Origin of the sequence: Streptomyces sp. NBC_00091 (genome assembly GCF_026343185.1) — a bacterium.
Lineage (GTDB): Bacteria > Actinomycetota > Actinomycetes > Streptomycetales > Streptomycetaceae > Streptomyces.
This window is the reverse complement of the sequence record NZ_JAPEMA010000001.1, coordinates 5,228,373-5,248,377: the sequence shown is the minus strand read 5'-3', so window position 1 is coordinate 5,248,377 and position 20,005 is coordinate 5,228,373. Positions and strand designations below refer to the sequence as shown.

Genomic DNA, 20,005 nt, shown 5'->3' with positions numbered 1-20,005 from the left:
GCGGCCCGCCAGGGCCCGAGCCGTGCGAGGGGCGCGTCAGGAAACGCCGGCGCGGCGGAACATGCGGGTCGCGGTGATCTCGCCGTGGATCGCCTCGCCCTCCGGGGACTGCTGGGGCAGGCCCGGGCGCAGGTGTTCCTCGACGCTGATGTACTTCAGGCCCGCGCGCAGGTCGGCGTCGTTGCGCAGCCGGATGACCAGCGGGAACTCTGCGAGGGCCGTGGTGTCGAAGAGGCCGGTCGTGTAGAGCAGCTGGACGCCGAGGGCGTCGGAGACGGCCCGCTGGAGCTCCAGCAGGTACGTGGCGTTCGCGCGCCCGATCGGGTTGTCGAGGAACAGCGTGCCCGCGTGGCGGTGCTTGTCGCGGCCCCGGTCGTTGCTGCGCAGCGCGGCCATCGTGCAGTAGAGGGCGATGGCGGCGGTGAGCAGCTGGCCGCCGGAGAAGACATCGCCCATCTGGCCGACGGGGACCCGCTCGGCGCGCAGCACGGCGTCGGGCTTGAGGATCTCGACGGAGATGCCCTTGGGCTCGAGGGCGGCCTGGACGCCCCGCAGGAGCAGGGACATGCCGTCGCGGCGGCCCTCGCCGAAGGAGGCGGCGCTGTTCTTCTTCACGGCCGCGCGGGTGGCCTCGTCGATGACCTCGCCGAGCCGCTCGGTGAGGGTGGCCTGGTCCGGTTCCTCGAAGCGGATCCGCAGGAACTCCTGGCCCGACCATTCGCCGAGGCCCTCCGGCAGCTGGGAGAGGCGCTGGGCGGAGCGGAGCGTGGCCAGGGCGGACTCCACGAGGCCGCGCAGCCGGTCGACGATGCTGTCGCGGTTGCGCTCGAGCTGCGCGAGTTCGTCGGTGAGGACGCGCAGCCGGGGGGCGAAGGCGGTGGCCCAGGCGGCGGCGTGCTCGGGCAGGGCGGAGGCGGGCAGTTCGCGGATCTGCTGGCGCGCGGGGGTGCGTACCTGCTCGTAGCGGTTGGCGTTGGCGTGGCGGACCAGGACGTCGCTCGCCTCGCGCACCGCGGACTCGGCGGCGGAGAGGTCGGCGGCGCAGGCGCGCAGGGAGCGGCGGGCCTCGGTTGCGGACTGCCGGGCCTCCTCCAGGCTGCCGGGGTGGGCGACCGGCTCCTGCTCGTCCTCCGGGTGGGTGGGTTCGCGCAGCAGGTCCCGCAGGAGGGCGGCGGTCTCGTCGAAGCCGCCGGCGCCGTCCTCGGCGGCGCGGTGGGCGCGCAGCAGGTCGGCGTGGGCGGCGCGGGCGGACTCCACGGCGGCGGAGTGCGCGGCGAGCTGGGCGGTGGCGGTGCGCAGCAGGCCCTGGGCCTGTTCGACGTCGGCCGGGACCAGCTCCTCGGGCAGCTCGGTGTGCGCCTCGCCCTCGGCGGGGGCGTGCCGTTCGGCCTCGCCGCGCAGCCGGCCGAGCTGTTCGCTCGCGGTGGAGGCGCGGGTTTCCAGCATCTGTACGAGGGCCTCGGCGCGGGCGGCGGCGGCCTGCCGGGAGGGTCCGTCGGCGCCGTCGGTGCCCTCGAGGAGCTGGGCGGCGCGGGTGCGGACCTTGTTGGTGAGCCGGTCGAGTTCGGCGAGGGCGGCGCTCTCGTCGCTCTCGGCGCGGGCCTGTTCGGCGCGCAGGTCGGCGCCGACGCCGACCTTCTCGTAGAGCCGGGAGGCGGCGCGGTAGGACTCGCGGAGGTCCGGCAGCGGGGCCTTGGCCGTGCCGTCGTCCTCGGGGAGGGGGTCGGGGGCTCCGGCGATCTCGGCGCGTTCGGCGCGCAGGGCGCGGGCGGTGCGGCGGGCGTCGTCGGCGGCGCGCTGGGCGGCGCGGCGGTCCTCGTCGGCGGCGCGGGCGCGGTCCAGGCAGACCTCGGCTCGGGCCTCGGACTCGGCGGTCTCCTCGGCGAGTTCGCGGACGCGGGCCTGCCAGCCGGAGCGTTCGCGCAGGCGGTGGGCGAGCCCGGCGAGGGCGTCGGCGGCCCGGCGGGCGCGCTGGGCGGCGTCCTGGCGCTCGTCGCGGACGCGGGCCGCGTCGGCGGCGGCCTCGTCGGCCTCGGCGCGTACGGTACGGGCCTCCGCGAGCTCGGCGTCGGTCTCCTCGGCGAAGGCTCGGGCGGCGGCGGCCTGGCGGGCGAGTTCGGCGAGGCGGCCGGGCGGGCAGCCATTGCGCCAGGAGGCGAGCCGGGCGGCGAGCTCGCGGTCGCCGGAGAGGCGGGCGGCGAGGTCGCGGATCTCGGTGTCGCGGGCGGTGGCCCGGGCGCGCAGCGCCTGGCGCTCCTCGTCGGCGGCGTGCTCGTCGTGCATGGCCGGGTTCGGCGGTACGAGGAAGACCGCGTCGGAGCCGTCGGCCGGAGGTACGGGCGCCAGCAGGGCGGCGGCCGTGCCGACGGCGACGGTGGAGCGGGGCAGCAGGGCTGCCCCGGAGAGGACCTCGCGGGCCCGGGTGTGGGTGTCGGGGTCGGTGATGACGACGCCGTCGACGAGTTCGGGGCGGGCGGCGAGGACGGCGGCGTGGTCGGCGGGGTCCACGGACTGGGCGAGGTAGCGCCAACCGGGCAGGGCGGGGATGCCGTGCTCGCCGAGGTACTCGACGGTGGCGAGGACGTCGGGGCCGGGCGGGAGCAGTCCGCCGTCGCCGAGGGCGCCGAGGATGCGGGCGTCGTCGGCGGCGGCGGTGCGCAGCTCGAACAGGTGGCGTTCGGCCGAGCCGACGGTGTCGGCCAGCAGCTCGCGGAGGCCGTCGGCGTTGCGGTCGAGGTCGTCGGCGGTCAGGCCCCCGGCGGTCGCGGGGTGGTCCGGGGCGGCGGGGCCGGTGCCGCCGCCCGCTGCGGGGACGGCCCCGGCGGCGGTGTGGCCCGCCGGTGCGGCGGATTCGGCGGCCTGGCCGGCCCGCGGGCGCGGAAGGAAGGTGTCGGGGGCCGACGGGAGGCCCAGGAGCTCGGCGAGCCGGGGCGCGGCGGCCAGGGCTTCGGCCGCGCGGTGCTCCGCCGCGTGGGCGGCCTCGGCGGCGTCGGCGGCGTCGGCGGCGCGGGCGGCGGTGAGTTCGGCGCGGGATTCGGCGGAGGCGGCCTCGCGGGCGGCCTCGGTGGCGCTGCGGGCGGCCTCGCGGGACTCGTCCCAGGCGGCCACGGTGGCCTTCTCGGCGTCGCTGGCGGCGAGCGCGGCGCGGGCCGGGTCGGCGTCGGGCGCGGTGTCGTCGAGCCAGCCGGCCCGGACGGCGTCGGCGGTCTCCTGCTCGACCTCGGCGAGGCGGGCGCGCAGGTGCTCGGCCTCGCTGCGGGCACGCTGGGCGGAGGTGGCGGCGGAGGTGGCGTCGCGGTGGGCGCTCTCGCCGACGGACTGGAGTTCGGCGGAACGCTCCTCCTCCTCGTTGGCGACCCGCTCTCCGTCCTCGGCGGCCGCGTGCAGGGCCCGTACGAGGTCGGCGGCGGCGGTGGCGCGGGCGGCCAGGGCCGGGGCGGCGTCGCGCTCGGCCTCGAGGATCGCGGCGGCGACGCGGGCGGAGCGGTCGGCGGCGGCGCGGTGGCGCAGGACGGTTTCGGCGGCCTGCCAGGCGGCGTGCAGGGTGCGGGCCTCGAGGAGTTCGCGGCGCTGGGCGGCGGCGGCCTTGTCGGCGACGGTCAGGGCCAGCGAGGCGTGCCGGTAGGCCAGTTCGGCGGAGACGGCGGCGCTGCGGGCCCGCTGGGACTCGGCGGCGGTGACCTCGTGGGCGGCGCCGGTGACCCGCTGAGCGAGGTCGGCGGCGCGGCCGCGTTCCCCGGTGGCGCGGGCGGACAGCCGCCGGGCGAGGGTGCGGGTGCGGCGCTCGGCGCCGGCGTGGACGTCGCGCAGCCGGGAGCGGGTCCCGGCGGCCTCCACGATCCGGGTGAGCAGGTCCACCGAGCCCGCGGTGAACTCGCGTTCGGCCATCAGCTCGGCGCGGCGGCCGAGTTTGTTGCCGAAGCCGTGGACCAGGTCGGCGAGGCCGTCGGTGTCGCGGGTGTCGGTGACGGCGCGCAGCAGGAGGTCGGTGAAGTCGGAGTCCTTCTTGACCGCGAAGAGGCCGGCGGCCTCGCCCTCGTCGGCGTTCATCTCGCGCTGGTAGCGGAAGAGTTCGGGGTCGAGGCCGACCTCGGTGAGGTGCTCGTTCCAGCGGTCGTGGATCTCCTCCCAGTACACCTCCAGGTGCGGGTACGCCTTGCCGGCCTCGGTGAGGGCGTCGCGGAAGCCCTTCATGGTGCGGCGGCGGCCCTGGGCGCCGGAGGCGCCCTCGACGGGCGGGCGGACGGAGGTGGCTTCGGCGACGGGGAGGTTGTCGAGGCTCAGGCCCGGGCCGGGGCGGAAGGAGTACCAGGCCTCGGCGAACTTGCGGGGGTCGTTGGAGACCTGGCGGCCGCGCCATTCGCTGACCTTGCCGACGACCACGCACTCGCCGGTCTGGGTGTGCTGCCATTCGAGGGCGACGTGGCCGCAGTCGTCGGCGAGCAGGAACTTGCGCAGGACGCCGGAGCTGGCGCCGCCCAGGGTGTTGCGGTGGCCGGGGAGCATCACCGAGAAGATCAGCTTGAGCAGGACGGACTTGCCGCCGCCGTTCTCGAGGAACAGCACGCCCGCGGGCGCGGGGCGGCGCGGCGGGCCGGTGGGCTCCTCCTCGAAGAACTCCGCCTGGGCGGGCGCCGGATGGGGCACCGGCTCACCGACTCCGCGCAGGTCGAGCACGGTGTCGGCGTAGCGTGCGCCGGCGGGCCCGATGGAGTAGAGGCGGATCCGGGACAGCTCGTACATGGCGGCGGACTCTCGTGCTCTTCGTAGGTCGTACGGGGATCAGGACTCAGGCGTGGAACGGCAGGCCGGCATCGGCCGCGAGTTCCAGGTCGTCGCCCTCGGGCGGCGGCAGCAGGGTGGCGGAGCCGTCGCTGACGGGGACCACGCCGAGTTCCAGGAGTTCGGCCATGGCCGCGGTGCCCGCCATGTCGCGGACCTGGAGCTGGTAGCGGGGGGTGGTGCGGTAGGTGCCGCCGGCTTCGTCGCCGGTGCGCTGGAGGAACCCGGACTCGGTGAGGAAGGCGGCGGCCTTGCCGACGATGCCGGTGGTGGAGCCGGCCAGGCGGCGGGCGTCCTTGGTGGCGCCGGTCGCGCTGCGGCGGGCGTAGACCCGCCAGGCGGCTTCCAGGCCGGGGGCGTCGGAGGCGGGGTCGGTGTTCTCGCCGAGCTGCTCGGCGCGCTCCTCCAGGCGGCGGCAGGTCTGGCGGACGAAGGCGTCGACGCCGTTGACGGTGACGCGGCCGATGTAGCCGTCGTCGGCGAGGTCCTCGGGGCGCGGGAAGGCGAGGGCGGCGACGGCCAGGTGGGCGAGGCCGTGCAGGAAGCGGTCGCCGCCGTCGGCGGAGGTACGGCGGGCGTAGTCGCCCATGCGGACGGCGAAGACGGAGTCCTCGCCGGCGGCGACGGCCATGCCGGCGCGCGGGGACACCTCCAGGACGATGAGCCCGAGGCCGGTGGCGACGGCGTCGGCGAGCCGCCCGAAGGCGGGGTCCTCGCGGTAGCGGCGCAGCAGCTCGGCGTACTCGGCGTCGCGGGCGGGGAGCAGCTTGGGCTGGAGCCCGAAGCCGACGAGCCGGGCCGCGTCGGCGGCGTCGGCCGGGGTGACGGCGCCGGTTCCCGGCGTGGGCGCGACGGGAGCCGACGGCGCGTCGGGCTCGCTCCACGCGGGGTGCTCGGCGTGGTGGTCGCTCACGGGTGTCGCCTCTCATGGTGTGCGGTGGTGTGTGCGGCGGGCGGGTTCTCTCCCCCACCCCGCCCCTTCCCGAATGCGGGGGCGAGCCCCCGCGCCCCCGGCCCCTGCGCGGGGCCGGCCTCCGGCCCGGTGGCAGCGGCGGCCGGTACGGCGCGGGGCGGCCCCGGGGTGGGGGCGGGCGCAGGGCCGCGCCCGGGGCAGACGGGACCTGGCCTGGCACCGTCCGGTGCCGGACCGGCCGGGAGCCCGGCGGCGGCCGGGGGCGGGGGGCCGGCCGGGGACGTCGGTCCGGCCGGGGACGTCGGTCCGGCCCCAGGCACGCCGGCTGCGGCCGGGGACGTAGGGCCGGCCGGGTGCGTGGCACCGGCGGCCCGGGGCGCGCCCGGTGTCGCCGGGGTGGGAGCGGGCGAGGTCACGAGGCCTCCGCGCGGTCGGCCGCCATGCCCGCCGCGTCCAGGAGGGCGGTGCCGACGATCAGGTCGGCGCCGCCGAACTCCGGGTCGTCGAGCCGGGTGCCGTCGTCCACCGCGAACAGCAGCCGCTCCTCGCCCTGGCGGTACGCCGTGCCCACCGCCGGGCTCGCCGCGTGGACGGCCAGCAGGGCCACCAGGTAGGGCAGCTCGGGGTCTTCGCGGCGGGCCTCGGCGAGGAGGCCGGACAGCCGGCGCGGGGCGTCGTGCGGCAGGTCCAGGAGCTGGGTCGCCGTGGCGAGCTGCTCCTCGCTGAAGCGGCTGTCGTCCGGGGTGGCGATGAGGTCCGGCTCGGGCATCTCCACGCCCAGGTGCTCGCGCTCCAGCGGCGGGGTGAGCAGGATCTCCACCAGGTCCGCGACCCGCACCGAGACGGGGGTGCGCAGGCCGGTGCCCCCGGCGAAGAAGGCGTCGGTGACCCGGGTGGCCTGCTCCAGCGGCAGCGGCAGCAGGGGCGCGACGAGCTGGCCGTACAGGTCGATCCCGGAGCGCGGGGCGGGCGCGGCGAAGGCCTGGCGGTCCTGCTCGGCGCGGAACAGCGGGCCGGCGTCCAGGAGCCGCGACTGGAGCTGGGTGTGCCGGCGGATGCAGTCCTTGACGATGTCGACCAGTTCGGCGGCGCGCCGCTTGTTGTCCGGGTCCTCGGCCTCGTCGCGGGCCTTGCGGATGTTGGTCAGGATCGCGTTCTCGTGCCGGTACCGGTCGGCGACGTGGTCGAGGGCCTCGGCGATCATGTCGGGGACGGCCTGGAGCCAGTCCACCGCCCGCACGTTGCGCCGGGTCGCGTCCAGCGTTCGGCGCAGGGTCTCGGCGTACTGGACGGTGCGGTAGCGGGCCTGCTCGGCGGCGAGCTGGGCGTCGGCCAGCCGGCCCCGGCTGATCAGCACCTCGAGCTTGACCTCGGCGGCGATCTGCGCGCTGGTGACGTCCGTGTCGAGGGCGCCGACCAGGACGTTCACCGCCTCGTCGGTGGTCCGCAGGTACACCGCGCCGCCGTGGCCGGGCACCTCCTCGATCAGCTTGAAGTCGTAGTCCCTGCGGACGTACACCCCGTCGGGGCCGAAGGTGCCGTAGATCGCGCGGAAACCGCGGTCCACGCTGCCGACGTTGATCAGGTTCTCCAGCACCCAGCGGGCGACCCGCTCGTGCTCGGCGGCCGGCCGGGCGGGGGCCTGGGCGGCGACGCGCGGCAGCAGGCGGGCGACTATCTGCTCGTGGTCGGCGCCAGTGTCGAAGTCCATGTTGAGGGTGACCAGGTCGATCGCGGACAGCGCGACCTCCGCCATCGCGTAGACCCCGTACTCGCCGGCCAGATTGGCCTTGCGTACGTCGAGGTCGTGCAGCGGGGCGGTGCAGGCGAGGGCGCGCAGCCGCCGGGCGAGGCCCTCGTCGGCGGCGGGGCCCGGCGCCGGGGACGGAAGGGATTTCGCCGGGGCTGGGAGAGTCACGACGGAAAGAGTAGGCGGTGACACGGACAACATCCCAAACGGCACGGTTCGGCCGGATCGGTCCCCGGTGGCGGGTGGCGCGGCGCGGCCGCTGTTCTACGCTCACCGCATGGCTTCCATGATCACACCTCTGATCGACCTCAACGCCGACCTGGGCGAGGGCTTCGGACGCTGGACCCTGACCGACGACGCGGCCCTGCTGTCCGTGGTCACCAGTGCCAACGTGGCCTGCGGCTTCCACGCGGGCGACCCGTCGATCATGCGCCGGGTCTGCGAGCTGGCCGCCGAGCGGGGCGTACGGATCGGCGCGCAGGTCTCCTACCGGGACCTGGCCGGCTTCGGGCGGCGGTCGATGGACGTGCCGCCGGGGGAACTGGCGGCCGAGGTGGCCTACCAGATCGGGGCGCTGGAGGTGTTCGCCCGGGCGGCCGGATCCCGGGTGTCGTACGTGAAACCGCACGGCGCGCTCTACAACCGCACGGTGCACGACGCGGACCAGGCCGCCGCGGTGGTGGCCGGGGTCCGGCTGGCCGCCGGGGACGCCGGGCTGCCGGTGCTGGGCCTGCCCGGATCGCTGCTGCTGGCCGCCGCCGGGGACGCCGGGCTCCGGGCCGTGCCGGAGGCCTTCGCCGACCGGGCCTACACGGCGCTGGGCACGCTGGTCCCGCGCGGGGAGCCGGGCGCGGTGCTGCACGATCCGGACGCGGTGGTCGCGCGGGCCGTACGGATGGCCGCCGAGGGGACGGTGACGGCCGCCGACGGGTCCCCGGTGGCGGTGCCGGCCCGCTCGCTGTGCCTGCACGGGGACACCCCGGGGGCGGCGGGGCTGGCCCGGCGGGTGCGGGAGGCGCTGGCCGGGGCCGGGGTGCGGGTGGAGGCCTTCGCGTGAGGACCCTCCTGGTGGGCGCCGAGGCCCTGCTGATCGAGGTGGACTCCGCCGGAGAGGTGGCCGCGCTCCACGCCGAGCTGCTGCGCCGGCGGGAGGCGGGCGAGCTGGGCGGCGTACGGGAGGTCGTGCCGGCCGCGCGGACCGTGCTGCTGGACGGCGTACGGGAGCCGGGCGCGCTGGCGGCGCGGATCGCGCGCTGGGAGGTGGCGCCGCTCGCGGAGGCCGAGGGGCCGCTGGTCACCGTCCCGGTGCGGTACGACGGCCCGGACCTGGCGGAGGTGGCTCGGGCCTGGGGGGTCGCGGAGCGGGAGGTTCCGCGGCTGGTCGGGGGCATCGTCTTCCGGGTGGCGTTCTGCGGGTTCGCGCCGGGCTTCGGCTACCTGACCGGGCTCCCGGAGCACCTGCGCCTGCCCCGCCGCGCCACGCCCCGTACGGCGGTCCCCGCGGGCTCGCTGGCGCTGGCCGGCGAGTACGCCGGGGTCTACCCCCGCTCCTCCCCCGGCGGCTGGCAGCTGATCGGGTCAACCGACGCGGTGCTGTGGGACCCGGCCCGGGAGCCGGCCGCGCTGTTCGCGCCCGGGGTGCGGGTGCGGTTCGAGGAGGCGGCGTGAGCGGGCTGCTGGTGCTGCGGGCGGGGGCGCTGACCACCCTCCAGGACCTGGGCCGCCCCGGGTACGCGCACCTGGGCGTCCCCCGGTCGGGGGCGCTGGACACGGGGGCGCACACCCTGGCCAACCGGCTGCTGGGCAACCGGGCGGACGCCGCCACCCTGGAGACCACCCTGGACGGGGTCCGGCTGCGCGCCCTGGCCCCGGTGACGGTCGCGGTGACGGGCGCGCCCTGTGCGGTACGCGTGTCCGGGCGCCCGGCGGCCTGGTGTGCCCCGGTGTGGCTGCGGGCGGGGGCGGAGCTGGACGTGGGCCGTGCGGAGTCGGGGCTGCGCAGCTATGTCGCGGTGCGGGGCGGTTTCGCCGCGCCGGCGGTGCTGGGCAGCCGCTCGACGGACCTGCTGTCGGGGCTGGGCCCGCCCGTCCTGTCGGCGGGGTCGGTGCTGGCGGTGGGCGCGCCCGGGCCGGATCCGGTGTGCGGGGCGGACGCCGTGGGGGTGCCGGGACCGCCGGCCGAGCTGGTGCTCCCGCTGCGCCCGGGCCCCCGGGCCGACTGGTTCACGGGGGCTTCGCTGGCGGCCCTGCTGTCCTCGGCGTACCGGGTGTCCCCGGCGTCCAACCGGATCGGCCTGCGCACGGAGGCGGGCCCGGCGCTGGCCCGCGCCCGGGGCGGTGAGCTGCCGAGCGAGGGCATGGTGCTGGGCGCGGTGCAGGTCCCCCCGGACGGCCTGCCGGTGGTGTTCCTGGCCGACCACCCGGTCACCGGCGGCTACCCGGTGGTCGGCGTGGTCCCCCGGGGCCCGTCCCTGGACGCGGCCGCCCAGGCCCGCCCGGGCACCCCGCTGCGCTTCGTACGGGTGAGCTAGGGCGTGCCCGCCTGGACGCGGGTGCACATGTGGATGGACATGATGCCGGAGAGGTCCATGTGGCGGATGCGGAGTTCCTTGCCGTTGTAGGCGGCCTCCAGCCTGCCGAACATGTCGTTGGCGCCGAGCGGGTACCAGGGGAAGGTGAGCCCCGGGCCCCGGTCCGGCATGCTCTCGGGGACCTCTTGGGCGAACGAGACGTCGGTGCCCGCTCCGTCCCCCTTGGGGCCGTCGGCCACCTCGACGGTCAGGCGGCCGCCCTGGTGGGTCCAGCGGCCGGTCCAGGTGCCGGCGGGCCCGCCCCCGGAGCCGGACCAGGCGATGGTCCAGGTGCCGTCGGGGCCCACGGTGGCCCTGCCCTCGCTCTTGCGGCCGCCGGGGCCACCGGGGAGGGTCGTGCGGATCGCCCAGGTGCCCTTGACGAACTCGGCGAAGGCGCGGCCCACGACTCCGGTGGCGGCGGGCGTCGGGGACGCCGAGGGAGTGGGGGAGGCCGAGGACGCGGGGGCGGAGGGCGTGGGGGCCGCGCTCGAGGGGCTCCCCGAGGGGGAGGCGGAGGCCTGTGCGGCCGGCCTCTCCTTGCCCGTGCAGGCGGCGAGCAGTGTCGCGCCCGCACCCACCGCCAGGTAGCGCAGGGTGTTGCGCCGGCCGATGAGCCGCGCCGCCGTGCGGATCTCGCGCATCGTCATCAGGTCCCCCGTCCTTCGTTTGGATCTTGAAAACGAAGTCTAGGAGACCTTCTGACATGCTCCGATCACCCAGCGGCCCGCCCGGGCCCTGCGGAGCCCCGGCCCGCAACAGCCCGGCCCCTACACCGCCGACTCCGGGGCGATCCGGCTCCGGACGGCGGACTGGACGTCCTCCTCCTCCGCCGGGTCCGCCGCCAGGCGGCGCAGCCGGGGGGCGACGCGGGCGTCGGCGGTCTCCGCGTGGCGGGCGGCCACCCCGCGGGTGGTCTCCTCGCAGTCCCACAGGCACTCGACGGCGAAGCCGGCCGCGAAGGACGGGTCGGTGGCGGCCAGGGCGCGCGCGGCGCGGCCGCGCAGGTGCGAGGAGGCCGTCTCGCGGTAGATGTGGCGCAGCACCGGGGCCGCGCAGCCGATGGAGAGCCGGCCCGCTCCGTCCACCAGGGCGAAGAGCCGCACGGTGTCGGGGCCCGAGCCGCGGACGGTGGAGCGCAGGGCGCCCAGGACGAGCCCGGCGTCCTCCGCCCCGCCGCGTGCCGCCAGGAGGGCGGCCGCGGCCGCTCCGAGGGCGTCGGGGCGGTGGACCCAGAGCCGGGCCCGGTCGACGGCGGCGGGGCCGCACATGCGCTCGTAGGCGGCCACGGCGGGCTCGTCCCCGGCGGCTTCGATGAGGTCCAGGACGGCCGGGTTCTCCGGTTCGGCGAGGACCAGGTGGTGCAGGGCGGTGGCCCGGGCGGCCTCGCCACAGGCTCCGGCGGCGGCCGCGAGGATGGCGGAGCGGTCCTCGGGGGCCGCCACGGCGGCGAGGCAGCGCGCTGCGGGCACGTGCAGGGGGGTGCCCCGGCGGAGCCCGTCGGCGGCCCAGTCGAAGACGGCCTGGACGCCCCAGCCGGGCTGGGGGCCGCTGGGGTTCATCTGGCGCTGCCAGCGGTCGAAGGAGCCCTGCTGGCGGGCTGCGCGCAGGCGCTCCGCGTAGGCGGGCAACCCCTCCCACAAGGCCCACGGCCGGGGCTCGTAGGCGTCGCGGACGGCGGCGGCCAGCCGCGCCTCGCCCTCGGCGGTGGCGGGGAACCGGGCGAGCACGGGGGCGGCGAGGGACCGCAGCCCCCCGTCGTCGTCGCGCAGGGCGAGCTCGTCGAGGGCCCAGGCCCAGTTGGCTCCGGAGGCGGCGTAGCGGCGCAGCAGCATCAGCGCGTCGTCACGGCCGTAGGAGGCGAGGTGTCCCAGCACGGACAGGGCGAGGCCGGTCCGGTGGTCGTCCTCGTCGACGAGGTCGTCGGCGCTGAAGAGGTGGGCCTCGATCTCGCCGAGGGGGCCGTCGAGATCCAGGTACAGGCGGGCGTAGTACAGGGAGCGGTTCTCGACCTGCCAGTCCTGGCGCGGGTCGCGGAGCACACACTGGTCGAGGGCCGCGAGGGCCTCGGGCCTGGACGCCGCGAGGGCGTGCAGCGTGCCGTCGCCGCGGCCCCGCTGGAGGAGCCCGAGCAGGGTGCCGCTCGGCGCTATGACTGGTTCGAACATGGGAATGGCCTCAAATCAAGCTGGGGACGCGACCGGGAATCGGGATTCACAGAGCCGCGTAACAGCATGTGAGGACGTCCGCCGTCTGGTTCCGCTCGATGTAGACCATTGCCTTCTCACTCTCGTCGGTGCTTCGCGTCCGTGCCGGCCGGTGCGGCAGGGGTGGGTGTGGACACCCGTCGTGTCCAGCCCGCTCCTGCCCGTCCGTCATGTCTGCGAATCGAATCCGACGCCATGATGACCCAGGCGGTTTGTGCGCCGCGACCACATTTAAGGGCGCCGTGACCAAGCCGTGAGGTGGCGGGGCCGTCCGGGCCGGGCGGGGCACGGCAAAAAGCGGACTACTTGGCTCCGAACAGTTCCAGCAGGTCGGCCTTGTTGAACATGCGGGCCGTGTCCACGGCGGAGGGAGTTCCGGCGTTCGGGTCGGCCCCGCCGGCGAGCAGCGCGCGGATGACGGCCTCCTCGCCCTTGAAGACCGCTCCGGCGAGCGGGGTCTGGCCGCGGTCGTTGGCGCGGTCCGCCTCGGCGCCGTGCTCCAGCAGGGCCGTGACGGCGTCGGCGTGGCCGTGGTAGGCGGCGAGCATGACGAGGGTGTCGCCGCGGTCGTTGGTGAGGGTCGCGGGGACCCCGGCGTCCAGGTAGGCGGCCAGCGTCGCGGTCTCACCCTGACGGGCGAGGTCGAAGATCTTGCCGGCCAGTTCGATGACGTCCTCGTCGGGGGCGTCCTGGTGCTCGCTCATGGGTCGTACCGCCTTTCGCTCTCTTCGTTCCCCGGCTCATCGGCGGGAGTCCCACCGCCTCCCGGTATCGGGCCAGGCCGGGAGGGCAGGGGGGTGTACGGCACTGCCTCCGTACGGGTGAATCGCCAGGGTAGCGCCCGGCCCGGGACATGAGGGGGCCGGTCCGAGGCAAGGATGCCTGTCGGCGCCCGCCCCGACATCCTGCGCGCCGGACGCGCCAGTCAGGCGGGGCCGGTCAAGTGAAAAAAGCCAGGATTCACCCGTATGCACCTTTTATCGCATTGATACTTCCTGTGAGCCTGGAACAACTGATGGTGACCGTCCCCACCCACCAGGAGCCCCAACCCACCAGGAGAACGTCCCATGGTCCTGTCCATCTCAGGTGTCGTCCTGCTCGGCATCATCTGCTTCCTGTTCTTCAAGAAGGACGGGATGAAGCTGACGCACGCCTTCGTCTGCGCGCTGTTCGGCTTCTTCCTGGCCGGCTCCGCCATCGCCCCGAGCATCACGGCCAGTACGGCCAGCCTCGCGAGCCTCCTCGGCGGAATCAAGCTCTAAGGGTGTCCGCAGGACACCCCCAGCGGGTGTCCTGAGGATCGGGCCCGCGGCCCGCCCCGGCGCCTGGGCACCGCCCAGGCCCGCAGCGCCCGGGCCCTGACGTCACAGTCCCGCACCACCACGACTCCAGGAGACGACCGTGGCCCGGCGCCCCCTCCCCCGCATCCTCAGCAGCGGCACCGCGTCGCTCACCAGGGGCCGCGACCTCGCCCGCACCGCGGCCGACAGCGCCACGGACGTGCTCCATCCGCTCCTCGTCATCGGACGCGGCCTGCGCGTCCTGGCCGGCGCCGGGCGGCGCAGATGGGCCGCGACCCCCAAGGACAAGCGCGGTCCCGCCCTGTTCCTGGGGGCCGCCTGCGTCCTCGTGGTCGCCCTCGTCCCCTACGGCCCCCTCGCCGCCCTGATCACCCTCATGGCGGCCGCGGCCTGGCACGGGCGCGACCGCTCCCCGGCGAGGTCCGGGCCCAGCGACGCCGAGACCGAACGGCTCCGCTCGCTGTACGAAGCCCTCGTGCCGTACTTCTCCACCCCGGAGGACCCCAGTCCGCTCTTCGCCCACGGCGGGGACTGGGAGGAGGCCTTCAGCGGCTACGCCTTCGACGAGGCGGGCCGCGTGAGCCGGCTGCGCATCCGCTACCCGGCCTACTTCACCGACGGCGAGAGCGCCTCGCGGGCCCGGATCGAGGCCCTGCTGCACGCCAAGTCCGGGCGCGGGCGGGAGTACCTCTTCGACTGGGACGAGGAGGGCAACCTGCTCGACCTGCGGGTGCTGGCGGCGCTGCCCACCGGTATCGCCGCCCAGCCCTTCGTGACCTCCCCGGGCGAGACCGTCCTCGGCTTCACCGACCCCGGCGGCGTGCAGCGCACCCTGCCCGTGATGGAGGGCGACGAGCCGGCCGACGTACCGCCCGTGATCTGGCGGACCGGCCCCCGCGCCGCCGAACCGCACCTGCTGGCCGTCGGCCAGCCCGGCAGCGGCACCTCCACGCTGCTGCGCTCGATCGCCCTCCAGGCCCTGCGGCACGGCGGCGAGGTGATGATCGTGGAGGGCGGCGGCAGCGGCGAGTACGCCTGCCTGACCGGCCGGGCCGGCGTCCTGGCCGTCGAGTGCGGCCCCACCGGGGCGCTGGCCACCGTCGAGTGGGCGGCGAACGAGACCGAGCGGCGCCTGATCGCCACGCACCGGGCCCGTGAGGCGGGCCGCCCCGCGCCCGAGGACGCCCGGCGCCCGCTGTGGATCCTCCTGGACCGGCCCAGCGTGCTCGCGCACCTCGCGGCCGCCGACGGCCGCCCGGACCCCCTGGGCCAGCTCCAGGTGCCGCTGCGGCACGGCCGCGCCGCGCACATCACGGTGGTCGTCGCCGAGCATTTCGACCACCTGGAGCTGCTGGGCGACCCCGTCTGGCAGCACACCCGCGCCCGCGTCGTCCTCGGCCCGGCCCCGGCCCAGCAGGTCGCCGACGTCCTGGGGCTGCCCCCGCACACCACCCCGCCCCCGCAGCTGCCGCCGGGCCGCGGGTACGCGCGGCTGGGCACGGGGCCCGTGCACCGCCTCCAGGTGCCGGCCACACCGGACCCGTACGACGACGCCACGCACCCCGCCCACCGGCAGGCGGTGCTGGAGCTGCTGCCCGAGCGGCAGGCGCCCGGCCAGGGCGGCGGGGGCCCGGCGAGCCCGTCCAGGCCGCTCCAGGTCCAGCCCCAGCCCTCCTCGATCGAAGCCACGGACATCCCGGAGGTCCCGGCGGAGGCCCCCTGAACCCGCCCTCCTACGCCACGAACGTGCGCGGGGGCTCCGCCCCGCTGCCGCCCGCTCCCGTGCCGACCAGGCGGGCCGCCGCCGCCAGGCGCGCGGCGGCCTCGTCGGCCACCGGCCCGCCCACCGTGAAGGGCAGCCGGACGTAGCCCTCGAAGGCCCCGTCGACCCCGAACCGGGGGCCCGAGGGGACGCGTACGCCGACCCGCTCCCCCACCTCTGCCAGCCTCGAGCCGGACAGCCCGCCCGCCCGGGCCCACAGGGTGAGCCCTCCGCGCGGTACCTCGAACTCCCAGTCCGGCAGTTCCCGGCGGACCGCCGTGACGAGCGCGTCCCGGTTCTCCCGGGCCTGGTCGCGGCGCAGCCGAACGGCCTCCGTCCAGCCTCCGGTCCGCATCAGCCAGTTCACCGCGAGCTGCTCCAGCACCGGCGTGCCGAGGTCGGCGTACGCGCGCGCCGCGACCAGGCTGCGGATGATGTCGGGGGCCGCCCGGACCCAGCCGATCCGCATCCCCGCCCAGAAGGCCTTGCTGGCGGAGCCGACGGTGATCACCGTGGAGCCGGCCGGGTCGAAGGAGCAGACCGGGCGCGGCATGGCGAGGTCCGGGTCCAGCCGCAGTTCGGCCATGGTCTCGTCGGCGATCAGCACGGTGCCGGCGGAACGCGCGGCCTCGACCATCGCGCGGCGCTGCTCCTCGGAGGCCAGGGCCCCGGTCGGGTTGTGGAAGTCGGCGACGACGTACGCGAGGCGGGGAGCCGAGTCGCGCAGCACCTGCCGCCAGACGTCCATGTCCCAGCCGCTCAGCCCGGGCGCCATCGCGACGGGCACCAGGCGGGCCTCGGCCGCGCGCATGAGCTGGAGGATGTTGGCGTAGGACGGGGACTCGACGGCGATCCGCTCGCCCCGGCCCGCGAAGAGGCTGCAGATGGCGTCGATGGCGCCCATCGCCCCGGTCGTGACCATGATCTGCTCGGGCATGGTCGGGATTCCGCGCTCGGTGTAGCGGTCGGCGAGCATCCGGCGCAGCGCGGGCAGGCCCGCCGGGTAGTCCCCGTGGGTGTGCGCGTAGGGCGGGAGTTCCTCCAGGGCGCCCTGGACGGCCTTGGTGAGCCAGGGCTCGGGGGCCGGGAGGGCCGCGCAGCCGAGGTCGATCATCGAGCCGAGGGACTCGGGCGGGAGCGGTTCCAGGCCTCGGGCCGGGAGCGGGTTCCCGGCCGGCACGGCGGTCCAGCTGCCCGCGCCCCGGCGGGATTCGAGGAAGCCCTCGCCGCGCAGGGCCTCGTACGCGGCGGCGACGGTGGTGCGACTGAGGGACAGGGCCACGGCCAGCTCCCGCTCGGCGGGCAGCCGGGCGGCGACGGGGACGCGGCCCTCGAGGACGAGCAGCCGGATGCCGTCGGCCAGGGTCCGGTACGCGGGCGCCTTGCGGGCGCCGGGCGGGCCGGGCCGGTCCTGCTGCGAGCCGATGAGCCGGGCGAGCTGGGCGGCACCGACCGCTGAGGTCCACTGAGCCATGAGGTCAGGTCCACCTTCGTCGAATTGGCCTCGGCGGGCGGGGGCCGGGGCCGGTATTGGATTGGCTGCGCGGCCCCCAGACTGTCACGGGGCGGTCCATTCGGGCCAGGGGGGGTGGCACGGGGGCGCACCCGCGGGCCCGGCGTTCACCGTCCCGCCAATCGACCGCTTCCGCGCCGACCCCGCGCCGCTCCCGTCCCACGGGACCCAGCGGGCATACTGCCGCCGTGACTCACGTACGCCTTCGCCACCCCTATCTGGACCACCCGGCCCCGATCCCCTTCGCCCACCGGGGCGGGGCCGCGGACGGGCTGGAGAACACCGCCGCCGCCTTCCACCGGGCGGCCGCCGCGGGCTACCGGTACTTCGAGACCGATGTGCACGCGACGGCCGACGGGAAGCTGGTGGCCTTCCACGACGCGACGCTGGACCGGGTCACGGACGCGCGGGGCCGGATCCGGGAGCTGCCCTGGAGCCGGGTGCGCGAGGCGCGGGTGGCGGGGACCGAGCCGCTGGCGCTGTTCGAGGACCTGCTGGAGGAGTTCCCCGAGGCCCGCTGGAACGTGGACCTCAAGGACGAGTCGGCCCTGCACCCGCTGGTGAACCTGATCGCGCGGGCCGGGGTCTGGGACCGGGTGTGCGTGGGCTCCTTCTCGGAGAGCCGGGTGGCCCGGGCCCAGAAGATCGCCGGGCCCCGGCTGGCGACCTCGTACGGGGTGCGCGGGGTGGTCGGGCTGCGGCTGCGCTCCTTCGCGATCCCGGCGGCCCTGCGCGTGGGCGCGGTGGCGGCGCAGGTTCCGGAGACCCAGGCGGGCATCCGGGTGGTCGACCGGCGCTTCGTACGGACCGCGCACGAGCGGGGCCTCCAGGTGCACGTGTGGACCGTGAACGAACCGGAACGTATGGAGTCTCTCCTCGACCTGGGTGTCGATGGCATCATGACCGACCGGATCGACATCTTGCGCACGGTGCTGGACCGGCGCGGGGACTGGGCCTGACACGGCCGCAGGTGCCCGCGCCGGGTCCGGCGGGCCGTGCGGTACGGGGACCAGCGAGGGGGCACCGATGAGTGCGCAGACCGAAGACGAAGCGGAATCCGGGGCCGAGGACGGCAGACCGGCCGCCGCGGCGAAGGCCGCACGCAGGCGCGAGCAGCGCGGCTGGTACTTCTACGACTTCGCCGTGTCCGTGTACTCGGCGAGCGTGCTCACCGTGTTCCTCGGGCCGTACCTGACCTCGATCGCCAAGGCCGCCGCCGACGCCGAGGGCTTCGTGCACCCGCTGGGCATCCCGGTGCGGGCCGGGTCCTTCTTCGCCTACTCGGTCTCGGCCTCGGTGATCCTGGCCGTCCTGCTGATGCCGCTGGCCGGCGCGGTCGCGGACCGGACCGGCCGGAAGAAGCCGCTGCTGGCGGTGGCCGCGTACACGGGCGCCGCGGCGACGGCCGGAATGTTCTTCCTGGGCGGTGAGCGCTACCTGCTGGGCGGGCTGCTGCTGATCGTGGCGAACGCCTCGCTGTCCGTCTCGATGGTGCTCTACAACGCGTACCTGCCGCAGATCTCCACTCCGGACGAGCGGGACACGGTCTCCTCGCGGGGCTGGGCCTTCGGCTACACCGCGGGCTCGCTGATGCTCGTGGTGAACCTGGTGCTCTACACGGGCCACGACTCCTTCGGCCTCTCCGAGGGCGAGGCCGTACGGATCTGCCTGGCCTCGGCGGGCCTGTGGTGGGGGGCCTTCGCCCTGATCCCGCTGCGCCGGCTGCGGGACCGGGCGGTGGTCCGGGAGGCGGGCACGGCACCGGCCGTCAGCGGCTGGAAGCAGCTGGTGGCCACCTTCAAGGACATGCGGCGCTACCCGCTGACCCTGTCGTTCCTGCTCGCCTACCTGATCTACAACGACGGCGTGCAGACCGTGATCTCCCAGGCCTCCATCTACGGCTCGGAGGAGCTGGAGCTGGAGCAGTCCACGCTGATCGGCGCGGTGCTGCTGGTGCAGGTGCTGGCGGTCGTCGGCGCGCTGGCGATGGGCCGGCTGGCCCGCGTGTACGGGGCGAAGCGGACGATCCTCGGTTCGCTGGCCGCGTGGGCGCTGACGCTGGCGGCCGGGTACTTCCTGCCGGCCAGGACCCCGATGTGGTTCTTCGCACTCGCCGCGATGATCGGGCTGGTCCTGGGCGGCAGCCAGGCGCTGTCGCGATCGCTGTTCTCGCACCTGGTGCCGGCGGGCAAGGAGGCCGAGTACTTCTCGGCGTACGAGATGAGCGACCGGGGGCTCAGCTGGGTCGGGCCGCTCGTGTTCGGGCTCACCTACCAGCTCACGGGCAGCTACCGGGACGCGATCATCTCGTTGGTGGTCTTCTTCGCACTGGGTTTCGTGCTCCTCGCGCGGGTGCCGGTGCGGCGCGCGGTGGAGGCGGCGGGGAATCCTGTTCCCGTACGCGTCTGAAGCGCGGATCCGGGCCCGCCCGGGCCCGGATCCGGCCCGTCCGCCGCCCGTCCCCACCCGGACTCACGAACGAATTCCGAACGAATTTCGACGTTGCGGCAAAGGGCCGGTAGTGTACGCCTTTGGCCTGCCAGGCGGACCGTTACTGCGCGCTTAAGAAGTGTAGACGTTGGGTGACATCTGCTGCCAGATGTGACAAAACGGGCACTGGTGGGTACAACAAGGGGCGGCACGACGGGCGACGCATGACCCGGAGCGGGAATCTATACCGCCGACCGGACGTTGACCGGATGACGACGACAGCGACACCTGTCCTGTGGGCGACAAGCCCGGGAGGCACGATTCATGAGTGAGCGAGCTCTCCGCGGTACGCGGCTCGTGGTTACCAGCTACGAGACGGACCGCGGCATCGATCTGGCCCCGCGCCAGGCGGTGGAGTACGCATGCCAGAACGGACATCGATTTGAGATGCCGTTCTCGGTTGAGGCAGAAATTCCGCCGGAGTGGGAGTGCAAGGCGTGCGGCGCCATGGCACTCCTGGTGGACGGGGACGGGCCCGAAGAGAAGAAGGGCAAGCCTGCGCGAACGCACTGGGACATGCTCATGGAGCGGCGCACCCGCGAGGAGCTGGAGGAAGTGCTGGCCGAGAGGCTGGCGGTCCTGCGTTCCGGCGCCATGAACATTGCCGTGCATCCGCGGGACAGCCGCAAGTCCGCCTGACCGCGGACACCGAAAAAGCCGAGGGGCCCCGCCACACCAGTGGCGGGGCCCCTCGGCTTTTCCGTTCTGCGGTTATGG

Annotated in this window: 15 protein-coding genes; 8 read left to right on the top strand and 7 right to left on the bottom strand. The window is 75.6% G+C overall.

Going from position 1 to position 20,005, the window contains the following annotated elements; genetic code table 11:
* Positions 1-36: 36 nt before the first annotated feature.
* From OOK34_RS24230 to OOK34_RS24220, 3 genes are all read right to left on the bottom strand, one after another.
* Positions 37-4,743, bottom strand: coding sequence for a hypothetical protein (locus OOK34_RS24230; RefSeq protein WP_267035956.1), 4,707 nt, complete (start codon positions 4,741-4,743; stop codon positions 37-39).
* Positions 4,744-4,789: 46 nt separating this feature from the next.
* Positions 4,790-5,695 carry a hypothetical protein gene (locus OOK34_RS24225; RefSeq protein WP_267035955.1) on the bottom strand — a complete coding sequence of 302 codons (906 nt, stop codon included), beginning with the start codon at positions 5,693-5,695 and terminating at the stop codon, positions 4,790-4,792.
* Positions 5,696-6,107: 412 nt separating this feature from the next.
* Positions 6,108-7,646, bottom strand: coding sequence for a hypothetical protein (locus tag OOK34_RS24220; RefSeq protein ID WP_267035954.1), 1,539 nt, complete (start codon positions 7,644-7,646; stop codon positions 6,108-6,110).
* 76 nt (positions 7,647-7,722) lie between these two features.
* On the opposite strand from OOK34_RS24220, the gene OOK34_RS24215 reads away from it, so the two are divergent.
* The 3 genes from OOK34_RS24215 to OOK34_RS24205 are packed head-to-tail and all read left to right on the top strand — an operon-like array spanning position 7,723 to position 9,976.
* Entirely contained in the window at positions 7,723-8,502 is a 780-nt protein-coding gene (locus tag OOK34_RS24215) for a LamB/YcsF family protein (protein WP_267035953.1), read from the top strand.
* The gene (locus OOK34_RS24210; protein WP_267035952.1) at positions 8,499-9,113 is read left to right on the top strand and encodes an allophanate hydrolase subunit 1; all 615 of its coding nucleotides are present in this window, start codon (positions 8,499-8,501) and stop codon (positions 9,111-9,113) included. The genes OOK34_RS24215 and OOK34_RS24210 overlap by 4 nt, the downstream gene beginning before the upstream one ends.
* Positions 9,114-9,118: 5 nt before the next feature.
* Positions 9,119-9,976 (top strand): biotin-dependent carboxyltransferase family protein, encoded by an 858-nt coding sequence (locus tag OOK34_RS24205; RefSeq protein WP_267036888.1) that lies wholly within the window; start codon positions 9,119-9,121, stop codon positions 9,974-9,976.
* Here OOK34_RS24205 and OOK34_RS24200 read toward each other — a convergent pair.
* From OOK34_RS24200 to OOK34_RS24190, 3 genes are all read right to left on the bottom strand, one after another.
* Positions 9,973-10,665, bottom strand: a complete 693-nt coding sequence (locus OOK34_RS24200; protein ID WP_267035951.1) for a hypothetical protein — start codon at positions 10,663-10,665, stop codon at positions 9,973-9,975. The two genes, OOK34_RS24205 and OOK34_RS24200, sit on opposite strands and share 4 nt — an antisense overlap.
* Positions 10,666-10,785: 120 nt before the next feature.
* Complete coding sequence (locus OOK34_RS24195) at positions 10,786-12,183, bottom strand: HEAT repeat domain-containing protein (RefSeq protein WP_267035950.1); 1,398 nt, start codon at positions 12,181-12,183, stop codon at positions 10,786-10,788.
* Between the two features lie 341 nt (positions 12,184-12,524).
* Positions 12,525-12,926 (bottom strand): ankyrin repeat domain-containing protein, encoded by a 402-nt coding sequence (locus OOK34_RS24190; RefSeq protein WP_267035949.1) that lies wholly within the window; start codon positions 12,924-12,926, stop codon positions 12,525-12,527.
* Between the two features lie 363 nt (positions 12,927-13,289).
* On the opposite strand from OOK34_RS24190, the gene OOK34_RS24185 reads away from it, so the two are divergent.
* Positions 13,290-13,484: a hypothetical protein gene (locus OOK34_RS24185; RefSeq protein ID WP_007262923.1), complete on the top strand. Its 195-nt coding sequence runs from the start codon at positions 13,290-13,292 to the stop codon at positions 13,482-13,484.
* Between the two features lie 139 nt (positions 13,485-13,623).
* Positions 13,624-15,246 carry a hypothetical protein gene (locus tag OOK34_RS24180; RefSeq protein ID WP_267035948.1) on the top strand — a complete coding sequence of 541 codons (1,623 nt, stop codon included), beginning with the start codon at positions 13,624-13,626 and terminating at the stop codon, positions 15,244-15,246.
* 10 nt (positions 15,247-15,256) lie between these two features.
* Here the strand turns inward: OOK34_RS24180 and OOK34_RS24175 are convergent, their stop codons facing one another.
* Positions 15,257-16,759, bottom strand: coding sequence for a PLP-dependent aminotransferase family protein (locus tag OOK34_RS24175; RefSeq protein WP_267035947.1), 1,503 nt, complete (start codon positions 16,757-16,759; stop codon positions 15,257-15,259).
* 227 nt (positions 16,760-16,986) lie between these two features.
* Here OOK34_RS24175 and OOK34_RS24170 point away from each other — a divergent pair, with 227 nt between their 5' ends.
* The 3 genes from OOK34_RS24170 to OOK34_RS24160 all read left to right on the top strand — a co-directional run bounded on the left by OOK34_RS24170 (position 16,987) and on the right by OOK34_RS24160 (position 19,927).
* Entirely contained in the window at positions 16,987-17,757 is a 771-nt protein-coding gene (locus OOK34_RS24170; protein ID WP_267035946.1) for a glycerophosphodiester phosphodiesterase, read from the top strand.
* Between the two features lie 67 nt (positions 17,758-17,824).
* Positions 17,825-19,207 carry an MFS transporter gene (locus OOK34_RS24165; protein WP_267035945.1) on the top strand — a complete coding sequence of 461 codons (1,383 nt, stop codon included), beginning with the start codon at positions 17,825-17,827 and terminating at the stop codon, positions 19,205-19,207.
* 345 nt (positions 19,208-19,552) lie between these two features.
* On the top strand, positions 19,553-19,927 hold the full coding sequence (locus OOK34_RS24160) for an RNA polymerase-binding protein RbpA (RefSeq protein ID WP_007262928.1): 375 nt from the start codon (positions 19,553-19,555) through the stop codon (positions 19,925-19,927).
* Positions 19,928-20,005 lie beyond the last annotated feature (78 nt).